This is a genomic window from Stenotrophomonas sp. STEN046 (genome assembly GCF_056759755.1).
Window position 1 is genome coordinate 19159 of sequence record NZ_JBRRDR010000046.1, and the last position, 16755, is coordinate 35913.

The following is a 16755-nucleotide window of genomic DNA, read 5'->3' on the forward strand; positions in this document are numbered from 1 at the left end:
GCCGGGCATGGCCCGGCGCTACCGGTTACTTGCTGGCCAGCTGCCTGAGCACGTACTGCAGCAGGCCGCCGTGGCGGAAGTATTCCACTTCCTTCGGGGTCAGCAGCATCACTGACGCTTCGAAGGTCTTGGTGGTGCCGTCGGCCTTGGTGGCGGTGACCGTGGCGCGCTTGCTGGCGCCGTCCTGCAGGCCGGTGACATCGATCACTTCCGAACCGTCCAGGCCCAGCGACTGGGCGTTCTCGCCGTTGCGGAACTGCAGCGGCAACACGCCCATGCCGACCAGGTTGGAGCGATGGATGCGCTCGAAGCTTTCGGCGATGACCGCCTTGACCCCCAGCAGCAGGGTGCCCTTGGCCGCCCAGTCGCGTGACGAACCGGTGCCGTACTCCTTGCCGGCCAGTACCACCAGCGGCACCTTGTCGGCCTTGTACTTCATCGCCGCATCGTAGATCGCCAGCTTTTCCGGCTGGCCGCCCGCGGCCGGGTAGTACAGGGTGTTGCCACCTTCCTCGCCACCGAACATCAGGTTCTTGATGCGGATGTTGGCGAAGGTGCCGCGGACCATGACGTCATCGTTGCCGCGGCGGCTGCCGTAGCTGTTGAAGTCGGCCGGCTGCACGCCGCGTTCCTGCAGGAAACGGCCGGCAGGTGAATCCTTCTTGATGTTGCCGGCGGGCGAGATGTGGTCGGTGGTGATCGAGTCGCCGAACAGGCCCATCACGCGTGCGCCGTGCACATCGTCGATGCTGCCGGTCTGCATGGTCATGCCATCGAAGTACGGCGGGTTCTTGATGTAGGTGGAGGCATCGCTCCATTCATACAGATTGCCGTCCGGCGAGGCGATGGTGTTCCAGCGCGTATCGCCCTTGAACACGTCGGCGTAGTTCTGCTTGAACATCTCCGGGCCGATGGTGGCAGCGATGACATCGCCGATTTCCTTGTTGCTCGGCCAGATGTCGCGCAGGAATACCGGCTGGCCATCGCTGCCGGTGCCCAGCGGCTGGGTGGTCAGATCGATGTCGGTGGTGCCGGCGATGGCGTAGGCCACCACCAGCGGCGGGCTGGCCAGGTAGTTCATCTTCACTTCGGGGTGCACGCGGCCCTCGAAGTTGCGGTTGCCTGACAGCACCGAGGTGACCACCAGGTCGCCGGTGGCGATGCCGGCGCTGACTTCGGTCGGCAGCGGGCCGGAATTGCCGATGCAGGTGGTACAGCCGTAGCCGACCACATAGAAGCCGATCTTCTCCAGCTCCTTCAGCACGCCGGCCTTTTCCAGGTAATCGGTAACCACGCGCGAGCCTGGGCCGAGCGAGGTCTTCACCCACGGCTGCCGGTTGAGCCCCTTGGCCGCCGCGTTGCGCGCCAACAGGCCGGCGCCGATCATCACGGCCGGGTTGGAGGTGTTGGTGCACGAGGTGATGGCGGCGATGACCACTGCGCCGTCCTTCAGGCGGACCCTCCTGCCTTCGGTCTCGATATCGGCAAAGCCCTTGGCCAACTGCTCGTTGCCAACCGCAGCGCCGCCGCCTTCATTGACGAAGGTGGAGACATCCTCGCTGCGCTTGTCGCGGTTGGCGGTCATGCCGACCAGTGCCTCGCGGTAGTTCTTCTGCACGTCTTCCAGCAGCACGCGGTCCTGCGGGCGCTTGGGGCCGGCCAGCGACGGCTTCACCGTGCCCATGTCCAGTTCCAGGGTGGTGCTGTACTGCGCATGCGGGCTGTTGGCGTCGTGCCACAGGCCCTGGGCCTTGGCGTAGGCTTCGACCAGGTCGATCTGCTCTTCGCTGCGGCCGGACAGGCGCAGGTAGTTCAGCGATTCGTGATCGATCGGGAAGATGCCGCAGGTGGCGCCGTATTCGGGGGCCATGTTGCCGATGGTGGCACGGTCGGCCAGCGGCAGGTGCTGCAGGCCCTCACCGAAGAACTCGACGAACTTGCCGACCACGCCCAGCTTGCGCAGCATCTGGGTAACGGTCAGCACCAGGTCGGTGGCGGTGGCGCCTTCGGGCAGCCTGCCGGTGAGCTTGAAGCCGACCACCTGCGGGATCAGCATCGAGGACGGCTGGCCGAGCATGGCGGCCTCCGCTTCGATGCCACCCACGCCCCAGCCCAGCACGCCGATGCCGTTGATCATGGTGGTGTGGCTGTCGGTACCGAACACGGTATCGGGGTAGGCGATGGCCTTGCCGTCCTTGTCCGCGGTCATCACCACGCGGGCCAGGTTTTCCAGGTTCACCTGGTGGACGATGCCGGTGTTCGGCGGCACCACCTTGAAGTTGTCGAAGGCCTTCTGGCCCCAGCGCAGGAAGCCATAGCGTTCCTGGTTGCGCTGGAATTCGATCCTGCCGTTGATGTCGAGCGCATCGGGCTTGCCGAACACATCGACCTGCACCGAGTGGTCGATGACCAGTTCGGAGGGGATCTGCGGGTTGATCTGCTCAGGCGAGCCGCCGAGCTTGACTACCGCATCGCGCATTGCCGCCAGATCGACCACGCAGGGCACGCCGGTGAAATCCTGCAGCACGACGCGCGCGGGCATGAAGGCGATTTCGATATCCGGCTCGGCCTTGGGATCCCATTGGGCGACGGCCTGGATGTGGTCCTTGCCGACGGTGACGCCGCCATCCTCGTGCCGGAGCAGGTTCTCCAGCAGGATCTTCATCGAGTAGGGCAGGTGGGAGATGTCGAACTGCTGGCCCAGCTTGGGCAGGCTGAAGTAGTCGTAGGTGGTGCCGCCGACGTCCAGCTGGCTGCGGGTGGAGAACGAATCGCTCATGCGGGATGACTCCTCTTGCGGATGGCTTGCTCTGGCCCGCATGGCGGGCCTGCTTGCGTTTGCCGGCGGCAGTCCGGCCCCGGATCCTGCACAGTATCGGCGATCCAGTGCCCGGTAATGACTCGGCAGGCTTGGAACGCAAGGTTACAGCGATGTGTGTAGCCTTCGTGTCAGCGTACGCATCATTTTTTGGCCGGCCCGCACGCAGACGGGGCGCTCATGGGCGCCCCGTCCGGGAGTGCATCGGCTGCACTGGTTACTTGCCGTTGGCAGCATCCAGCAGCGGGTTGCCCGTCTTGGCGCCACCGGTGCCGTTGCTCTTGGACTTGGCAGTCAGCACGCCGGCCTTGTTGAATTCGAAGACAGTCGATTCGTTGATGTTCTTGCCGAAGCTCTTGATCTTGGTGAAGTCGTAGTACCAGACCTGGGTGTCGCCCAACTGCTCGCGGCGATTGGGTGCACCAAAGGCCTCACTCACTTGCTTCTGGGTGGTCTTGCCGATCTCCGCCGCATCCATCTGCGCCGGGGTGATCTCGGTGCCGGTGACATAGGCGCCGAACGGGTTGAAGGCGTGGGCCGCCGGGACCGACAGGGCCAGCGGGGCAGCCAGCATCAAGGCAAGAGTAAAAGCGCGCATGGAACATCCTTTTATGACGAGTGGGTGCGGGCGGCACGCTGGGGCGTCCAGCCCTGTGCGGCAGCCGATGGCTGCCACTCCAGTCTAACGTCCAAATGCGACTGAGAATGGGTCAGGGTCACAGATCGCCCGGTTTGTCCCCGATGCGGCAGGTATGTATAATTCATACATACTTTTTGAGGCGTACCCCATGGAAGCCACTGTTGCTGAGCGCGGACAGATCACCCTGCCCAAGGCGGTACGTGATGCCTTGGGGCTGACCAAGGGCACCCTGCTGAAAGTCGAGCTGGAAGGCAGCCGCATCATCCTGCGCAAGAGTGTGGACGATGCGATCTCGCGTGCCCGTGGCAAGTTCGCGCTGGACGGCTTCGAGTCGTCCGAGGCCGCCGTGCGTTCGGTGCGCGACGAGGAATAAGCCGTGATGATCGCCGTTGATTCACCGGTGCTGGTCGAATTGCTCAGCAACGGTCCGCAGGCCGACGCCGTGGAAGCCATCCTCAGGCAGAGCCTGGTCGGTGGCCGGGTGGTGGTCTGCGGCGCAACCCTGGCCGAGGTCTGCGCTTCGCTGCGCGGCGGTGCCGAGGTGCTGGAAGCGCTGGAAGAAATGGGTGTGCATTTCAACCCCATGGAAGCCAAATCGGCGCTGCGCGCTGGCGAGATGCACCGCCGCCACCGCCAGCGCGGCGGCAGCCGCCGCAGCCTGGATGAATTCATGGTCGGCGCCCACGCACTGCTGCAGTGCGATGGCCTGATCACCTGGAACGATACGTTTTACCGCGACTACTTCAAGGGCCTGAAGCTGATCGTGCCGCAAGCCTGAGCCCGTCCAATCCTTAAATCGCATTACCCGGGAGTTGTCATGTTGGAAGCCTACCGCCACCACGTCGCCGAGCGCGCTGCGCTTGGCATCCCGCCCCTGCCGCTGACCGCGCAGCAGACGGCCGATGTCATCGAACTGCTGAAGAACCCGCCGCAGGGCGAGGCCGAGTTCCTGCTCGACCTGCTGACCCACCGCGTGCCGGCCGGCGTCGATGACGCCGCCAAGGTCAAGGCCTCGTACCTGGCCGCGATTGCGCTGGGCAGCGAGCAGAACCCGCTGATCAGCCGTGAGCGCGCCACCGAACTGCTGGGCACCATGCTCGGCGGCTACAACGTCGCGCCGCTGATCCAGCTGCTGGACGACGCCAGTGTCGGCGCCGTCGCTGCCAATGCGCTGAAGAAGACCCTGCTGGTGTTCGATGCGTTCCATGACGTGCAGGAAAAGGCCAAGGCCGGCAACGCCAACGCCCAGGGCGTGCTGCAGAGCTGGGCCGATGCCGAGTGGTTCACCGGCAACCCGGAAGTGCCGCAGAGCCTGACCGTCACCGTGTTCAAGGTGCCGGGCGAGACCAACACCGATGACCTGTCGCCGGCCCCGGATGCGACCACCCGCCCGGACATTCCGATGCACGCCCTGGCGATGCTGAAGAACAAGCGCGACGACGCAGCGTTCACGCCGGAAGAAGACGGCAAGCGCGGTCCGATCCAGCAGATCCTGGCGCTGAAGGACAAGGGCCACCTGGTTGCCTATGTCGGCGACGTGGTCGGCACCGGTTCCTCGCGCAAGTCGGCCACCAACAGCGTGCTGTGGTGGACCGGCGATGACATTCCGTACATCCCGAACAAGCGCGCCGGTGGCGTCTGCCTGGGTTCGAAGATCGCCCCGATCTTCTACAACACCATGGAAGATGCCGGTGCGCTGCCGATCGAGCTGGACGTTTCGCAGATGGAGCACGGCGACGTGGTCGAACTGCGCCCGTACGAAGGCAAGGCGCTGAAGAACGGCGAAGTGATCGCCGAGTTCCAGGTGAAGTCCGACGTGCTGTTCGACGAAGTGCGCGCCGGCGGCCGCATTCCGCTGATCATCGGCCGCGGCCTGACCGGCAAGGCGCGTGAAGCGCTGGGCCTGGCCCCGACCGACCTGTTCCGCCTGCCGGTGCAGCCGGCCGATACCGGCAAGGGCTTCTCGCTGGCGCAGAAGATGGTGGGCCGTGCGTGCGGTCTGGCCGAAGGCCAGGGCATGCGCCCGGGCACCTACTGCGAACCGAAGATGACCTCGGTCGGCTCGCAGGACACCACCGGCCCGATGACCCGCGACGAGCTGAAGGACCTGGCCTGCCTGGGCTTCTCGGCCGACCTGGTGATGCAGTCGTTCTGCCACACCGCCGCGTACCCGAAGCCGGTGGACGTCAAGACCCACCACACCCTGCCGGAGTTCATCTCCACCCGCGGCGGCATCTCGCTGCGTCCGGGCGACGGCGTGATCCACAGCTGGCTCAACCGCATGCTGCTGCCGGACACCGTCGGCACCGGCGGCGATTCGCACACCCGTTTCCCGGTGGGCATTTCGTTCCCGGCCGGTTCGGGCCTGGTCGCCTTCGCTGCGGCCACCGGCGTGATGCCGCTGGACATGCCGGAATCGGTGCTGGTGCGCTTCAAGGGCCAGATGCAGCCGGGCGTGACCCTGCGTGACCTGGTCAACGCGATCCCGCTGTACGCGATCAAGTCGGGCCTGCTGACCGTGGCCAAGGCTGGCAAGAAGAACATCTTCTCCGGCCGCATCCTGGAAATCGAAGGCCTGCCGGAACTGAAGGTCGAGCAGGCATTCGAACTGTCCGATGCCTCGGCCGAGCGTTCGGCTGCCGGCTGCTCGGTGCGCCTGAACAAGGAACCGATCATCGAGTACCTGACCAGCAACATCACCCTGCTGAAGTGGATGATTGCCGAGGGTTACCAGGATCCGCGTTCGCTGCAGCGCCGTATCGAGAAGATGGAAGCCTGGCTGGCCAACCCGGAGCTGCTGGAGCCGGATGCCGACGCCGAGTACGCCGCCGTCATCGAGATCGACCTGGCCGACATCCACGAGCCGATCGTGGCCTGCCCGAACGACCCGGACGACGTGAAGACCCTGTCCGAAGTGGCCGGCGCCAAGATCGACGAAGTGTTCATTGGTTCGTGCATGACCAACATCGGTCACTTCCGCGCCGCTGCGAAGCTGCTGGAAGGCAAGCGTGACCTGCCGACCCGCCTGTGGGTGGCCCCGCCGACCAAGATGGATGCCTCCGAGCTGACCAAGGAAGGCGTGTACGGCACCTTCGGCGCCACCGGTGCACGCATGGAAATGCCGGGCTGCTCGCTGTGCATGGGCAACCAGGCGCAGATCCGGGAAGGCTCCACCGCGATGTCGACCTCGACCCGCAACTTCCCGAACCGCCTGGGCCGCAACACCAACGTGTACCTGGGTTCGGCCGAACTGGCCGCGATCTGCTCGCGTCTGGGCCGCATCCCGACCAAGGAAGAGTACATGGCCGATGTGGGCGTGATCGCCGCCAGCGGCGCGGAGATCTACCGCTACATGAACTTCGACCAGATCGAGGAATACCAGGACGTGGCCAAGACGGTCGCTGCCTGAGGCGGTAATGTCGGCCACTGGCCGGTAGCTCGCTGAAACGAAAAGCCCCCGGTGAGAGCCGGGGGCTTTTTCGTTGCCCTCCGGCGGGCGCTGTGGCCGCCACACGCTAGAATTCCAGGCTGCCCTGCTGGAGTACACGGATGTTTGCCGAACGTTGGAAGTCCCTGCAGGCATGGGCAGATGTTGTGCCGCTGACGCTGTGGGTGGGCGGGGTTGCACTGCTGCTGTCGACCGCCCCGTGCCGCGTGCGCGCACAGGAGCCCGTTGATGCGGTCGACGAAGATGCCGGCGAGGAATGGACCCGCGTTGCCGATCCCGCGGAACTGCTGCTGGATGAGCAGCACCGTGCCAGGGTACGCGCCAACGCGGGATGGCCGGGTACGGCGCCGGCGAACATCTACGCGGCCGTCGATGCCGAGTCGCAGCGGCTGCATCCCGTGCGGCTTTCCAACTACCGCAGGCCCGAGCGCGGCGACGGCATTGCCACCGTGCTGGTGAACGTGGACGAACAGGGTCGCCATGCGGGCGCCGAGCTTGCGCGCGGCAGCGGATCGCCGGAGCTGGACAGGGTTGCCGTGGAGGCAACGTACCGATGGACCTATACCCCTGCCAGCAGCAACGGTGTGCCGGTTCGCGGGCGGGTGCGGATCGTGGTGTCGGGTGAAACCCTGTGACCCGGGATTTCGTTACTGGATGGTCCAGTCCGCCGTGCCCTGCAGGCGCTGTCCATTGATCAGCACGTTGCCGCGCCCGCCGGAGACGTCCATCTCGAACCACGGCAGGCCATCACGGGTGAGGGGGCGGACGTAGGCCTGCCGTTTGGCGCGGTCGAATTCGATGTAGTACCGGCGTTGGACATTGGGCACCTGCGGAATCGACCGGCCTTTCCAGCTGACGCTGACCGCGCCGGGATCCTCGCGGCCAATCAGCATCAACGTGAAGATCACCTCGCCGTGCTGGGCCTCGAAATAGAACAGGTCGCCACTGGCGACGGCCGGAACCGCCGGCGCCGACACCAGCAGAGCGGCCAGGCAGATCTTCCACCACATCCGTGTAGCCATGCGCAGCGTCCGTTGTGCGTTGCTGCAATGAAACCACATCCGGCCCGTGCAGGCACTGGCAGCGGCACGCAGGCGGGCTGGCATCGCCAATCCCGCCCGCGTTGGACCGCCATCAGTACGCCGCGAACTCCTTGATCGGGATGGCCTTGCAGTGCGTCATCGCAGCGGCGAGGTCGACCGGGGCATCTGCGGCGGCACCGCGTGGCTGGTTCAGCGCAGCCGATTCCAGCCAGAGGCTGGGCAGCACCTGCGGCGATTCCAGTACATGGGCCCACAGCGCGTCACGCAGCGGGCTGCTGTAGGTGCTGCCGGGCGTCACGATGCACAATCGCGTGCCGGGATTGCTGCTGGCCTTCTGCAACACCTGCTGCAGTGCCTGGTTGCTGCCGGCATTGTCGTCCAGCTGCTGCGGTGCACTGTTCTGGGTGGCGTCCTGGATCTGCAGTTTGCCGGGGGTGAACAGCAGCACCTGCATGTCCTGGCGCGGCGTGATGCGGACCGGCGCGCGGGTGCCCTCACAGATCGTGGGGGTCGCCCGCGCCTGCTGCGCGGTCACGCTGCCATCGGCATGGACCTGGCGGATATGCAGCCGGCACAGCTTGTCGGCCACTTCAAATTCCACCTCGTAGTCCTGCCCGGGCTTGGCCACGAACTGGCCCGACAGCGTGCCCTTGCAGTAGAGGCCGCTTTTCGGGTCAAAGGCCGCTTCGAAGATCAGCGGCTTGCCACCGGGAACTTCGTATTCCTGGTAGCTCAGCGTGGAGAATCGCTGGTTCTCCTTGCTGCGCAGGGCCTCGGTACTGGGAATGCCCAGCAGGCCCTTGTCACCGGCGTTGTTGTACTTGACGTCAATCCGGTCACGGTAGTCGGTGCGGCAGGAGGCATCGGTAAACAACGTGGTGGTCCGGCCGAAGTCGGCGAAGACGCGCACGCGGGCCGGCGGAACCGCACCGCCCGCATAGGCACTGAGGTCTTCGGCAGCCAATGGGCGCGGATACATCGCCGGTATCCGCTTGATGAGCTTGTCGATGCACTTCATGGTGATCATCTGCGCCGCGCTCTTGAGCTTGGCGTAGTCATTGGCCTGCCATGCGTCCAGGGTTGCCCGGTTGTCGTTGTCGTCGCAGCTGATGATTTCAGCCAGGCTGCCATCGGCACGGCGCTGCTGGATGGTGCTGGAGTGGTTGAGGCGGTACAGCGGATCCTTGCGCGTATTGCCCTGGTGCACCAGCGCCCAGGTGTCTGCACTGAAGCGCAGTGTGCTGGCCTGCGTGGGCACAGCGTCGGGTGCATAGCGGAAGTAGCCGCCCACCAGCGCCTTGGCGACATTGGGCATCAGCGTGATGGCCGGACTGGCCTGGCCCTCGACGATGCTGCCGGCCAGGTGGTTGCGCCGGAAGTAGTCGGGCTCGTTGCCGCTGAACAGCAGTGCCAGCCCCTTCGGGGTGAGCGCCTCGCTGTCATCGGGGGTGACGATGCGCAGTGCCACGTCGGGTGCGTGCAGGCGCTTCAATGCGCTGTCCGGACCGCTCAGGATCTGCACGCGGTCGGTCCAGGCGGCGGTACCGTCGGTGGCGGGTGAAGAAGGAGCCTGTGGCGATGCCGGTGCGGCGGCAGCGGTGGCCAGCAGCGGCGCGAGCAGGGCCGCTGCGAGCAGCGAGGTTCGGGAGGGGAGGCGGCGCAGGGCCATGGTCAAGCTCCTTGAAAACAAGAACAGCCAAGCTGGCCTGTCCGGGGCCGGCGTGTGCAGGAGGTGCTGTTGAAGGGTGCGGTGTGGTTCGGTCAGCCCAGGCCAGTGCTACCGTCGCAGACGATGCGTTACTGCACGCGGAAGTCCAGGCGGGGCAGCGTCTGGCAGTGCTGCACGGCGGCTTGCAGATCCAGCGGTGCGGCGGGGTCTGCGTGGCGCGCCTGATTGACCGTCTCGGCGGCCTCCCACAGGCCAGGCAATGCCGCGCCATGCTCCAGCACGTAATTGCGTAGCAGGGTGTTCAATGGGCTGGCGTGATCCTGCCCAGGCACGATCACGCAGGCGCGGGTACCCGGCGTGGCCAGCATCTGCTGCAACAACGTCTCCAGTCGCGCAGCATCGGCAGGACCGTCGGCCAGCTGCAGCGGTGGACTGTCCCTGTCTGCGGGCTGTACCTGCAACGCGCTGTCGTTGAACAGGAAGACGCCCATGGCGTCCAGCGGTTCGCGCGGCGTCTTCGCTGTGAGCGCGGTGTAGTCCACGTCCGAACGCGTGCACGTCTCCGGCGCGCGCCTGGCCGGCACCGCGAGCCGGACACCTTCGGCATCGACGCTATGGACGTTCAGTCTGCAGACCTGGCCCACGATATCAAGCTTCACTTCGTAATCCATACCGGTGACCGGCATGATCTGTACCGCCAGCGTGCCGGTGCAGAACGCGCCCCGGTGACGGACGTTTGCGTCGAAGATCAACGGCTGGCCTGCCTGTACGGCATATTCGCGATACTTCGGCGACTTCAGGCTGCGCAGGGTTTCCGTTTCTGCGATGCCGAGGCTGAGGTTGCCCGCCTCGCTGTCCTGCGCGTCGGCGTTGCTGGAGGCCGGCCAACGCGGGTCATCGAAGCGTCGGCTGCCGTCGGCCAAGCAGTAGGCATCGCTGAGCATGGTGACCCGTTCCGTTGCCGAGTTGATGACCCGTACGCGTGCGCTACCGTCACCGCTGCCCGCTGTGGGCAGCGGCTGCGGGAAGTACTGTGGCAGCTTGCTGACAAAACGCTGCACGCAGGAGGCGGCCAGTTCCCGGGCACTGGCGCGAAGCCGCGCGTGGTCATTGGCCTGCCACTCTTCAAGCGTGGCATTGCGCCCGGGATCGTTGCAGTACGCTGCATCCACCGTACTGCCGTCGGGTTGTTGCAGGCGCAGGCGGGTGAAGTGATTGAGCTGATAGAGCTGTTGCCCTGCCTTTGGCTTCTGGTAGATCAGTGCCCACTCATTCGCCTCGACCCTCAACAGCGTTCGACCCTGCGGAATCGCGCCGGGGAACAGGGTGAAGTACTGCTGCAGCCAGTCATTGAACAAGCTGGGCATGAGCTCCATGGCAGGGCTGGGCACTGCTTGGATGTCGGTCCCGCGCAGATGCTTGGGGTCCAGGCGGGTAGTGGAGCTGGCGCCGAAGACCTGGCGTACAAACTGCCCGGTCTTGGCCGCGCCGGTGATGCGCTCACCATCTTCCGGTGTGACGATGCGCAGTACGACATCGGGGTGGTGATCATGAATATGTTGACCGGCGCCGGGGCTGATCGCCACGTGCTCTGTCCAGCGCGCCGCGGGCGGTGTGGGTGCCACTGGTGGGGCATCGGTTCGACCCGTGCCGCTCGCGAGCGTCGGCAGCAGGCTGGCGGCGGCAAGCACGCCACGCAGGGGAATCAGGCGTAATGCCATGGTGAAAATCCTTGAAAAGCGAAACAACACGTGCGGCTCTTAGCGGGCAGCCTGCGGATGAAGTTGAGTTCTGTGAGGAACACTCGCCGGCGCGGTCATCCCCGGGCCAGCGACAGCAGACGCTCGGCAATTTTCTCCAGCGGCACCTGCTCTTCGGCAGCGCCGAGCTTGAAGGCCGCACCGGGCATGCCCCAGACGACGCTGGTTGCCTCGTCCTGCACCAGCGTGGGGGCACCGGCCTGGCGCATTTCCAGCAGGCCGCGTGCGCCATCATCGCCCATGCCGGTGAGGATCGCGCCGATGGCGTTGCCGCCTGCGCACTGCGCGACCGAACGGAACAGCACATCCACTGCCGGCTTGTGCCGGTTCACCGCAGGGCCGTCGTCCACGCGGCAACGCCAGCGGGCACCGTCGCGGATGATCCGCAGGTGTTTGCCGCCCGGTGGCAGGTAGGCGTGGCCGGGCAGCACGGCTTCGCCGTCACTGGCTTCGCGCACGGCCATCGCCGAGTGGCGGTCCAGGCGTTCGGCGAAGGCCGAACTGAAGCTGGCGGGCAGGTGCTGGGTCATCACGATGGCCGGGCCATCGGCAGGCATGCCTTCCAGCACCACGCGCAATGCTTCGGTGCCACCGGCCGACGAGCCGATCGCGATCAGTCGGTCGGTGGTGCGGAACTGTGTTGCTGCCGGGCGCGGCAGGGACACTGCATCAAGGGTCAGCTTGGGGGTGGCCACGCGCACCAGCGGGCGCACCCGCGAACGCGCGGCCATCTTCACCTTGGCGATGATTTCGTCGGCGTAGGCCTGCAGGCCCCGTGCCACGTCCAGCTTCGGCTTGGATACAAAGTCCACTGCACCCAGCGCCAGCGCCTGCAGGGTGGTGTCGGCACCGCGTTCGGTCAGCGATGAGATCATCACCACCGGCAGCGGATGCAGGCGCATCAGGTTTTCCAGGAAGGCCAGGCCGTCCATGCGTGGCATTTCCACGTCCAGGGTGATCACGTCCGGGGCCAGGCGCTTGATCTTCTCGCGTGCCAGCAGCGGATCGGCGGCGGTACCGACCACATCGATGGCCGGATCGCTGGACAGGATCTCGGTGAGCATCTGCCGCACGACGGCGGAATCGTCGACGATCAGGACCCGGCAGGGGGCGTTGCCGGTCAGGGTCATTCGAACAGCTCCACGCCACCGGTGAACGGGGCCTTGGACAGGCGTGCACGCACCGCCGATTCGGTGGCGGCCACTTCGGCTTCGTGCGCGTGCGGCAGGCGCTGTACGACCACGCGGCCGGTATCGGCGAAGAACCAGATCTTGCGCGGATGGATGCCGCACAGGTCCTCGGCAAGAATCGGGATGTGCTCGGCCTGCAGATACTGGCGCACGAACTCGGCGTTGCGGGTGCCGACCGGGTTGCTGGTGAAGCCCTTGAGCACGTTGGCGCCGCCGAAGACCTTGGCTTCGATGCGCTTGCGGTGCGCGCCGCGCTTGAGCATGTCGTTGATCAGCAGTTCCATCGCGTAGCTGCCGTAGCGTGCAGGCGCACCATCGCCGGCATTGCCCTCGGGCAGCAGGAAATGATTCATGCCACCGATCTTCAGCACCGGATCGCGCAGGCAGGCGGCCACGCACGAGCCCAGGGTCGTGGTCAACGCGGTGGTGTCATCGACCACCAGGTACTGGGTGGGCAGCAGCTTGGCGGCGATGGTCTTGAAGCGCGCGTCCTGGTAACGCATCACATCGTCGGTGCGCAGCGAAGCATTCATGCACCGGCTCCCTGTGCACGACGGTACAGGGTGCGGCCGCACGGCTGGATCAGATCGGCCGCGTGCAGGTAGTTTTCCGAGTGGCCGGTGTAGAGCAGGCCATCATCGGCCAGGTGGTTGACCAGGCGGCCAAGGATTGCGCGCTGGGTTGGCTTGTCGAAGTAGATCATCACGTTGCGGCAGAACAGCGCGTCGAACGGACCGCCGACGTCGTAACGGGGTGCCAGCAGGTTCAGCGGCCGGAATTCGATCAGCTCGCGCAGCGCCGGCAGCACGCGGCACTGGCCTTCGTTGGGACCACTGCCGCGCTGGAAATAGCGGCGGCGCAGGTCCGGATCGAGGCCGGCGACACGGTCGATGTTGTAGACGCCGCGGCCTGCGGTGGCCAGCACCTGGGTGTCGACATCGGTGGCGACGATGCGCACTGGCGGTTTCAGCGTGCCAAACGCTTCGCAGGCGGTGATGGCCATCGAATAGGGCTCTTCACCAGTGGAGGCCGCGCACGACCACAGCAGCAGGGGGCCGCGCCCGTTGCGCTGCTGCAGCTCTTCGCGCAGCTTGTCGAAGTGGTGCGGCTCGCGGAAGAACGCGGTGAGATTGGTGGTCAGGGCATTGGTGAATGCCTGCCACTCGTCGCCGTCGCCCTGTTCCAGATGGTCCAGGTACTGCTGGAAGCTGCGCATGCCGAGCGTGCGCAGGCGGCGCGACAGGCGTCCGTACACCATGTCGCGCTTGGCCGGGGCGAGGGCGATGCCCACGCGCTGGTAGATCAGGTCGCAGACACGGCGGAAATCACGGTCGGCGAATTCGAATTCGCGGTTACCGCTGACGATGGGGGTTGGGCTTTGCACGGTGGACGTGTCCATCGACGAGGCAGCGGCCGGAGCCGCTGCGGGGGATCAGAATTCCTGCCAGTCGCTGTCGTTGGAGACGACGGGGCTGGAGCTGGGACGGCGGATCGGTGCTGCAGGGGTGCGCAGCCGCGACGGCGCCGGGCTGGCGGCGTGCGGGGCGACTTTGGTGGTCACTGCCTTGACGGCGGCGGCGACCTGGTTGTCGAGCCGGAAGATCGCAACGGCATCGGCCAGCTGCGCGGCCTGCTCTTCCATGGCGCGCGCGGCGGCGGTGGCTTCTTCCACCAGCGCGGCGTTCTGCTGGGTGGTTTCGTCCATCTGCACCACGGTCTGGTTGACCTGCTCGATGCCGGCGCTCTGCTCCTGCGAGGCCGCCGAGATTTCGGCCATGATGTCGGTCACCCGCTGCACCGAGGCGACGATCTCGCCCATCGTGCTGCCGGCCTGGTGGACCAGGGTGGAGCCTTCGGCGACCTTGCCGACCGATTCATCGATCAGGCCCTTGATTTCCTTGGCTGCAGCAGCCGAGCGCTGGGCGAGGGTGCGCACTTCGCTGGCGACCACGGCAAAGCCACGGCCCTGTTCACCGGCACGTGCGGCTTCCACCGCGGCGTTCAGTGCCAGGATGTTGGTCTGGAAGGCGATGCCGTCGATGACCGAGATGATCTCGGCGATTTTCTTCGACGAGGCTTCGATGGCCGACATGGTGGTGACGACCTGGCCGACCACGCTGCCGCCCTGCGATGCCACGCCATGGGCGCCGATCGCCAGCTGGTTGGCCTGGCGGGCGTGTTCGGCGTTCTGGCGCACGGTGGAGGTCAGTTCCTCCATCGAGGCGGCGGTTTCTTCCAGGTTGGCGGCCTGCTGTTCGGTGCGGCGCGACAGGTCGCTGTTGCCCGATGCGATTTCACCAGCCGACAGGGTGATGCTGGAGGCGCTGGCCTGGATCTGGCCGACGATCTGGGTCAGCTGGGCGACCGTGGCATTGGCATCGTCACGCATGCGCGCGAAGACGCCCTGGTAGTCGCCGTGCATGCGCGCGGTCAGGTCGCCGTCGGCGATGGAAGACAGCAGCTGCGACAGCTTGCCGAGGTTGTCATCGCTGACCGCCATCATCGCATTGAGGTTTTCCAGCATCGTGCGGAAATCGTGATCGAAGCGCTGGGCATCGCCACGCTGGCTGAAATCGCCGGCAGCGGCTGCGCTGGCCAGCTGCTTGATCTCGGCATTGATGCGGCCGAGGTTGGCCTTGACGGTATCGACGGTGGTGGTCATCGCCGCCTTCTCGCCCGGGTAGCGCGCGATGTCACCGCTGAGGTCGCCGACCGCATAGCGCTGCACCACATCCAGCACGTCATGCAGGGTCTGCACGTGGCCGCCGACCAGCGCATTGGTTTCCTGCACCATCAGGCCGTACTCGCCGGGGAAGGCGCTGGCATCGATGCGGTAGCTCAGTTCGCCGCCATCGTGACGGCGCGCCATCTCGCGCTGGCCGCTGATGACCGCGTGCAGCTGCTGCTGCATGCGGCCCATGGCTTCCAGCAGGCGCCCGGTTTCATCATGCGGCTGCGGGCCGATGTGGCTGTCGAGCTTGCCGCCGGCAATGCCCTCGGCCACGGCGGTGGCCTGCTTCAACGGGCCGGCGATACGGTTGCCGATGACCCAGCTCAGCGCCAGTACGATCAGTACCAGTACGCCGCCGGCGACGGCCATGATGGCGGTGAACACCAGTGCCTGCTGCTGGACGTCTTCCATGTAGACGCCGCTGCTGACCACCCACTGCCACGGTTCGAACAGGCCGGCATAGGACGCCTTGTCGTACAGGCCTTCGCTGTTGGCCTTGGCCCACTTGTAGGAGACCACGCCACCGCCCTTGCGTGCCACTTCCACCAGGTCGTGGAACAGTTGCACGCCGTCCTCGGAGCGGAAGTCCTTCATGTCCTTGCCGATCAGGTCCTTGCGGAACGGATGCATCAGCACGCGGTACTGGGTGTCGTAGACGCTGTAATAGTACGTATCGTTGTCGGCGCGCATGCGCGCCAGTGCGTCGAGCGCAGCCTGGCGGGCGGCAGGCTCGGTGAGTTCGCCGCTGGCGGCCAGCCCGTGGTAGTGGTCGAGGATGCCGTAGGTCAGTTCAACCTGGGTCTTCAGCGAAGACTTGCGGGTTTCATTGAGGTCCAGGTACTGCATGCGCGCAGCGATCACCGAGAGCCCGATCACGCCGAGCGCGATGAGCAGCGTCAGCAGGTTGAGCTTGCGTCGGACGGAAAGATTGCTGAAGTAGTGTTGCCAGCGATGCAGAAGATTCATCGAGCAGGACCAGTGTCGTGGTGGGTGGGCGGCGCCGGTGCCGGTCGAGACCAGCGGTGACAAGATCGTTATCGGCCGCGGGGGCGGGGGATTGAGCGGGGGTGTTCGAACGTATTCAGGTTTCCGTGCAGCGGCGGCTGCGGCGCTGCCTGCGGCAGGCTTTTGAAGCAACGGCAACAGCAACAGCAACGGCAGGTCATGGCGATGGGTTGCTATGGATTGGCCGGGTCGGGATGGGCAGGCAGGACACGCGGTGAACCCATCCATGGGGCTCGATGGCGCCATCCATGGCGCCAACGGTCCTGCCTGCCCATCCCGACCCGGCCCGCCAAGGCTTCACTTCGGCGGACAGCAAGAGCGTTGGGGTTTCCAGTTGGAAAGAGGGGTGGGGGACCAAATTTTTAGGAAAAAAGCAAAGAAACCCCACCGAACACCGGGGATTTATTTTTGGGTTTGATATTTAATAAAACGGGGGGGGGCGACCCACACA

The 16755-nt window shown here is 65.7% G+C and carries 13 protein-coding genes; 4 read left to right on the plus strand and 9 right to left on the minus strand.

All coding sequences use genetic code 11. The annotated features are described in order from the left end of the window. Positions 1–25: 25 nt before the first annotated feature. Together acnA and bamE are read right to left on the minus strand one after the other, a co-directional pair. Positions 26–2779, minus strand: coding sequence for an aconitate hydratase AcnA (gene acnA, locus ACVOLJ_RS17515; protein WP_475279865.1), 2754 nt, complete (start codon positions 2777–2779; stop codon positions 26–28). Between the two features lie 256 nt (positions 2780–3035). Then, the gene (gene bamE / locus ACVOLJ_RS17520) at positions 3036–3416 is read right to left on the minus strand and encodes an outer membrane protein assembly factor BamE domain-containing protein (RefSeq protein WP_475279866.1); all 381 of its coding nucleotides are present in this window, start codon (positions 3414–3416) and stop codon (positions 3036–3038) included. A 190-nt stretch (positions 3417–3606) separates the two neighbouring features. Here bamE and ACVOLJ_RS17525 point away from each other — a divergent pair, with 190 nt between their 5' ends. The 4 genes from ACVOLJ_RS17525 (at position 3607) to ACVOLJ_RS17540 (ending at position 7541) form a co-directional block, all read left to right on the plus strand. Next, positions 3607–3831 (plus strand): AbrB/MazE/SpoVT family DNA-binding domain-containing protein, encoded by a 225-nt coding sequence (locus tag ACVOLJ_RS17525; protein ID WP_475279867.1) that lies wholly within the window; start codon positions 3607–3609, stop codon positions 3829–3831. Positions 3832–3837: 6 nt separating this feature from the next. Next, positions 3838–4236 carry a type II toxin-antitoxin system VapC family toxin gene (locus ACVOLJ_RS17530; RefSeq protein ID WP_005409506.1) on the plus strand — a complete coding sequence of 133 codons (399 nt, stop codon included), beginning with the start codon at positions 3838–3840 and terminating at the stop codon, positions 4234–4236. A gap of 39 nt (positions 4237–4275) precedes the next feature. After that, positions 4276–6867, plus strand: a complete 2592-nt coding sequence (acnB, locus tag ACVOLJ_RS17535) for a bifunctional aconitate hydratase 2/2-methylisocitrate dehydratase (RefSeq protein WP_475279868.1) — start codon at positions 4276–4278, stop codon at positions 6865–6867. Positions 6868–7007: 140 nt separating this feature from the next. Next, positions 7008–7541 (plus strand): energy transducer TonB, encoded by a 534-nt coding sequence (locus ACVOLJ_RS17540; protein ID WP_475279869.1) that lies wholly within the window; start codon positions 7008–7010, stop codon positions 7539–7541. A 12-nt stretch (positions 7542–7553) separates the two neighbouring features. On the opposite strand, the gene ACVOLJ_RS17545 is transcribed toward ACVOLJ_RS17540, so the two are convergent. From ACVOLJ_RS17545 to ACVOLJ_RS17575, 7 genes are all read right to left on the minus strand, one after another. Further along, complete coding sequence (locus tag ACVOLJ_RS17545; protein ID WP_481564709.1) at positions 7554–7928, minus strand: hypothetical protein; 375 nt, start codon at positions 7926–7928, stop codon at positions 7554–7556. Positions 7929–8040: 112 nt separating this feature from the next. Then, positions 8041–9618 (minus strand): hypothetical protein, encoded by a 1578-nt coding sequence (locus tag ACVOLJ_RS17550; protein ID WP_481564710.1) that lies wholly within the window; start codon positions 9616–9618, stop codon positions 8041–8043. Between the two features lie 128 nt (positions 9619–9746). Further along, on the minus strand, positions 9747–11339 hold the full coding sequence (locus ACVOLJ_RS17555; protein ID WP_481564711.1) for a hypothetical protein: 1593 nt from the start codon (positions 11337–11339) through the stop codon (positions 9747–9749). A 95-nt stretch (positions 11340–11434) separates the two neighbouring features. Then, a complete protein-coding gene (locus tag ACVOLJ_RS17560; protein ID WP_481564712.1) occupies positions 11435–12508 on the minus strand; it encodes a protein-glutamate methylesterase/protein-glutamine glutaminase in 1074 nt (357 codons plus the stop codon). Further along, positions 12505–13101: a chemoreceptor glutamine deamidase CheD gene (gene cheD, locus ACVOLJ_RS17565; protein ID WP_481564713.1), complete on the minus strand. Its 597-nt coding sequence runs from the start codon at positions 13099–13101 to the stop codon at positions 12505–12507. Before cheD ends, ACVOLJ_RS17560 begins: the two co-directional genes overlap by 4 nt. Beyond that, entirely contained in the window at positions 13098–13967 is an 870-nt protein-coding gene (locus ACVOLJ_RS17570; RefSeq protein ID WP_481564714.1) for a CheR family methyltransferase, read from the minus strand. Before ACVOLJ_RS17570 ends, cheD begins: the two co-directional genes overlap by 4 nt. A 33-nt stretch (positions 13968–14000) precedes the next feature. Continuing rightward, positions 14001–16265: a methyl-accepting chemotaxis protein gene (locus tag ACVOLJ_RS17575; RefSeq protein ID WP_481564715.1), complete on the minus strand. Its 2265-nt coding sequence runs from the start codon at positions 16263–16265 to the stop codon at positions 14001–14003. Between the last annotated feature and the right edge of the window lie 490 nt (positions 16266–16755).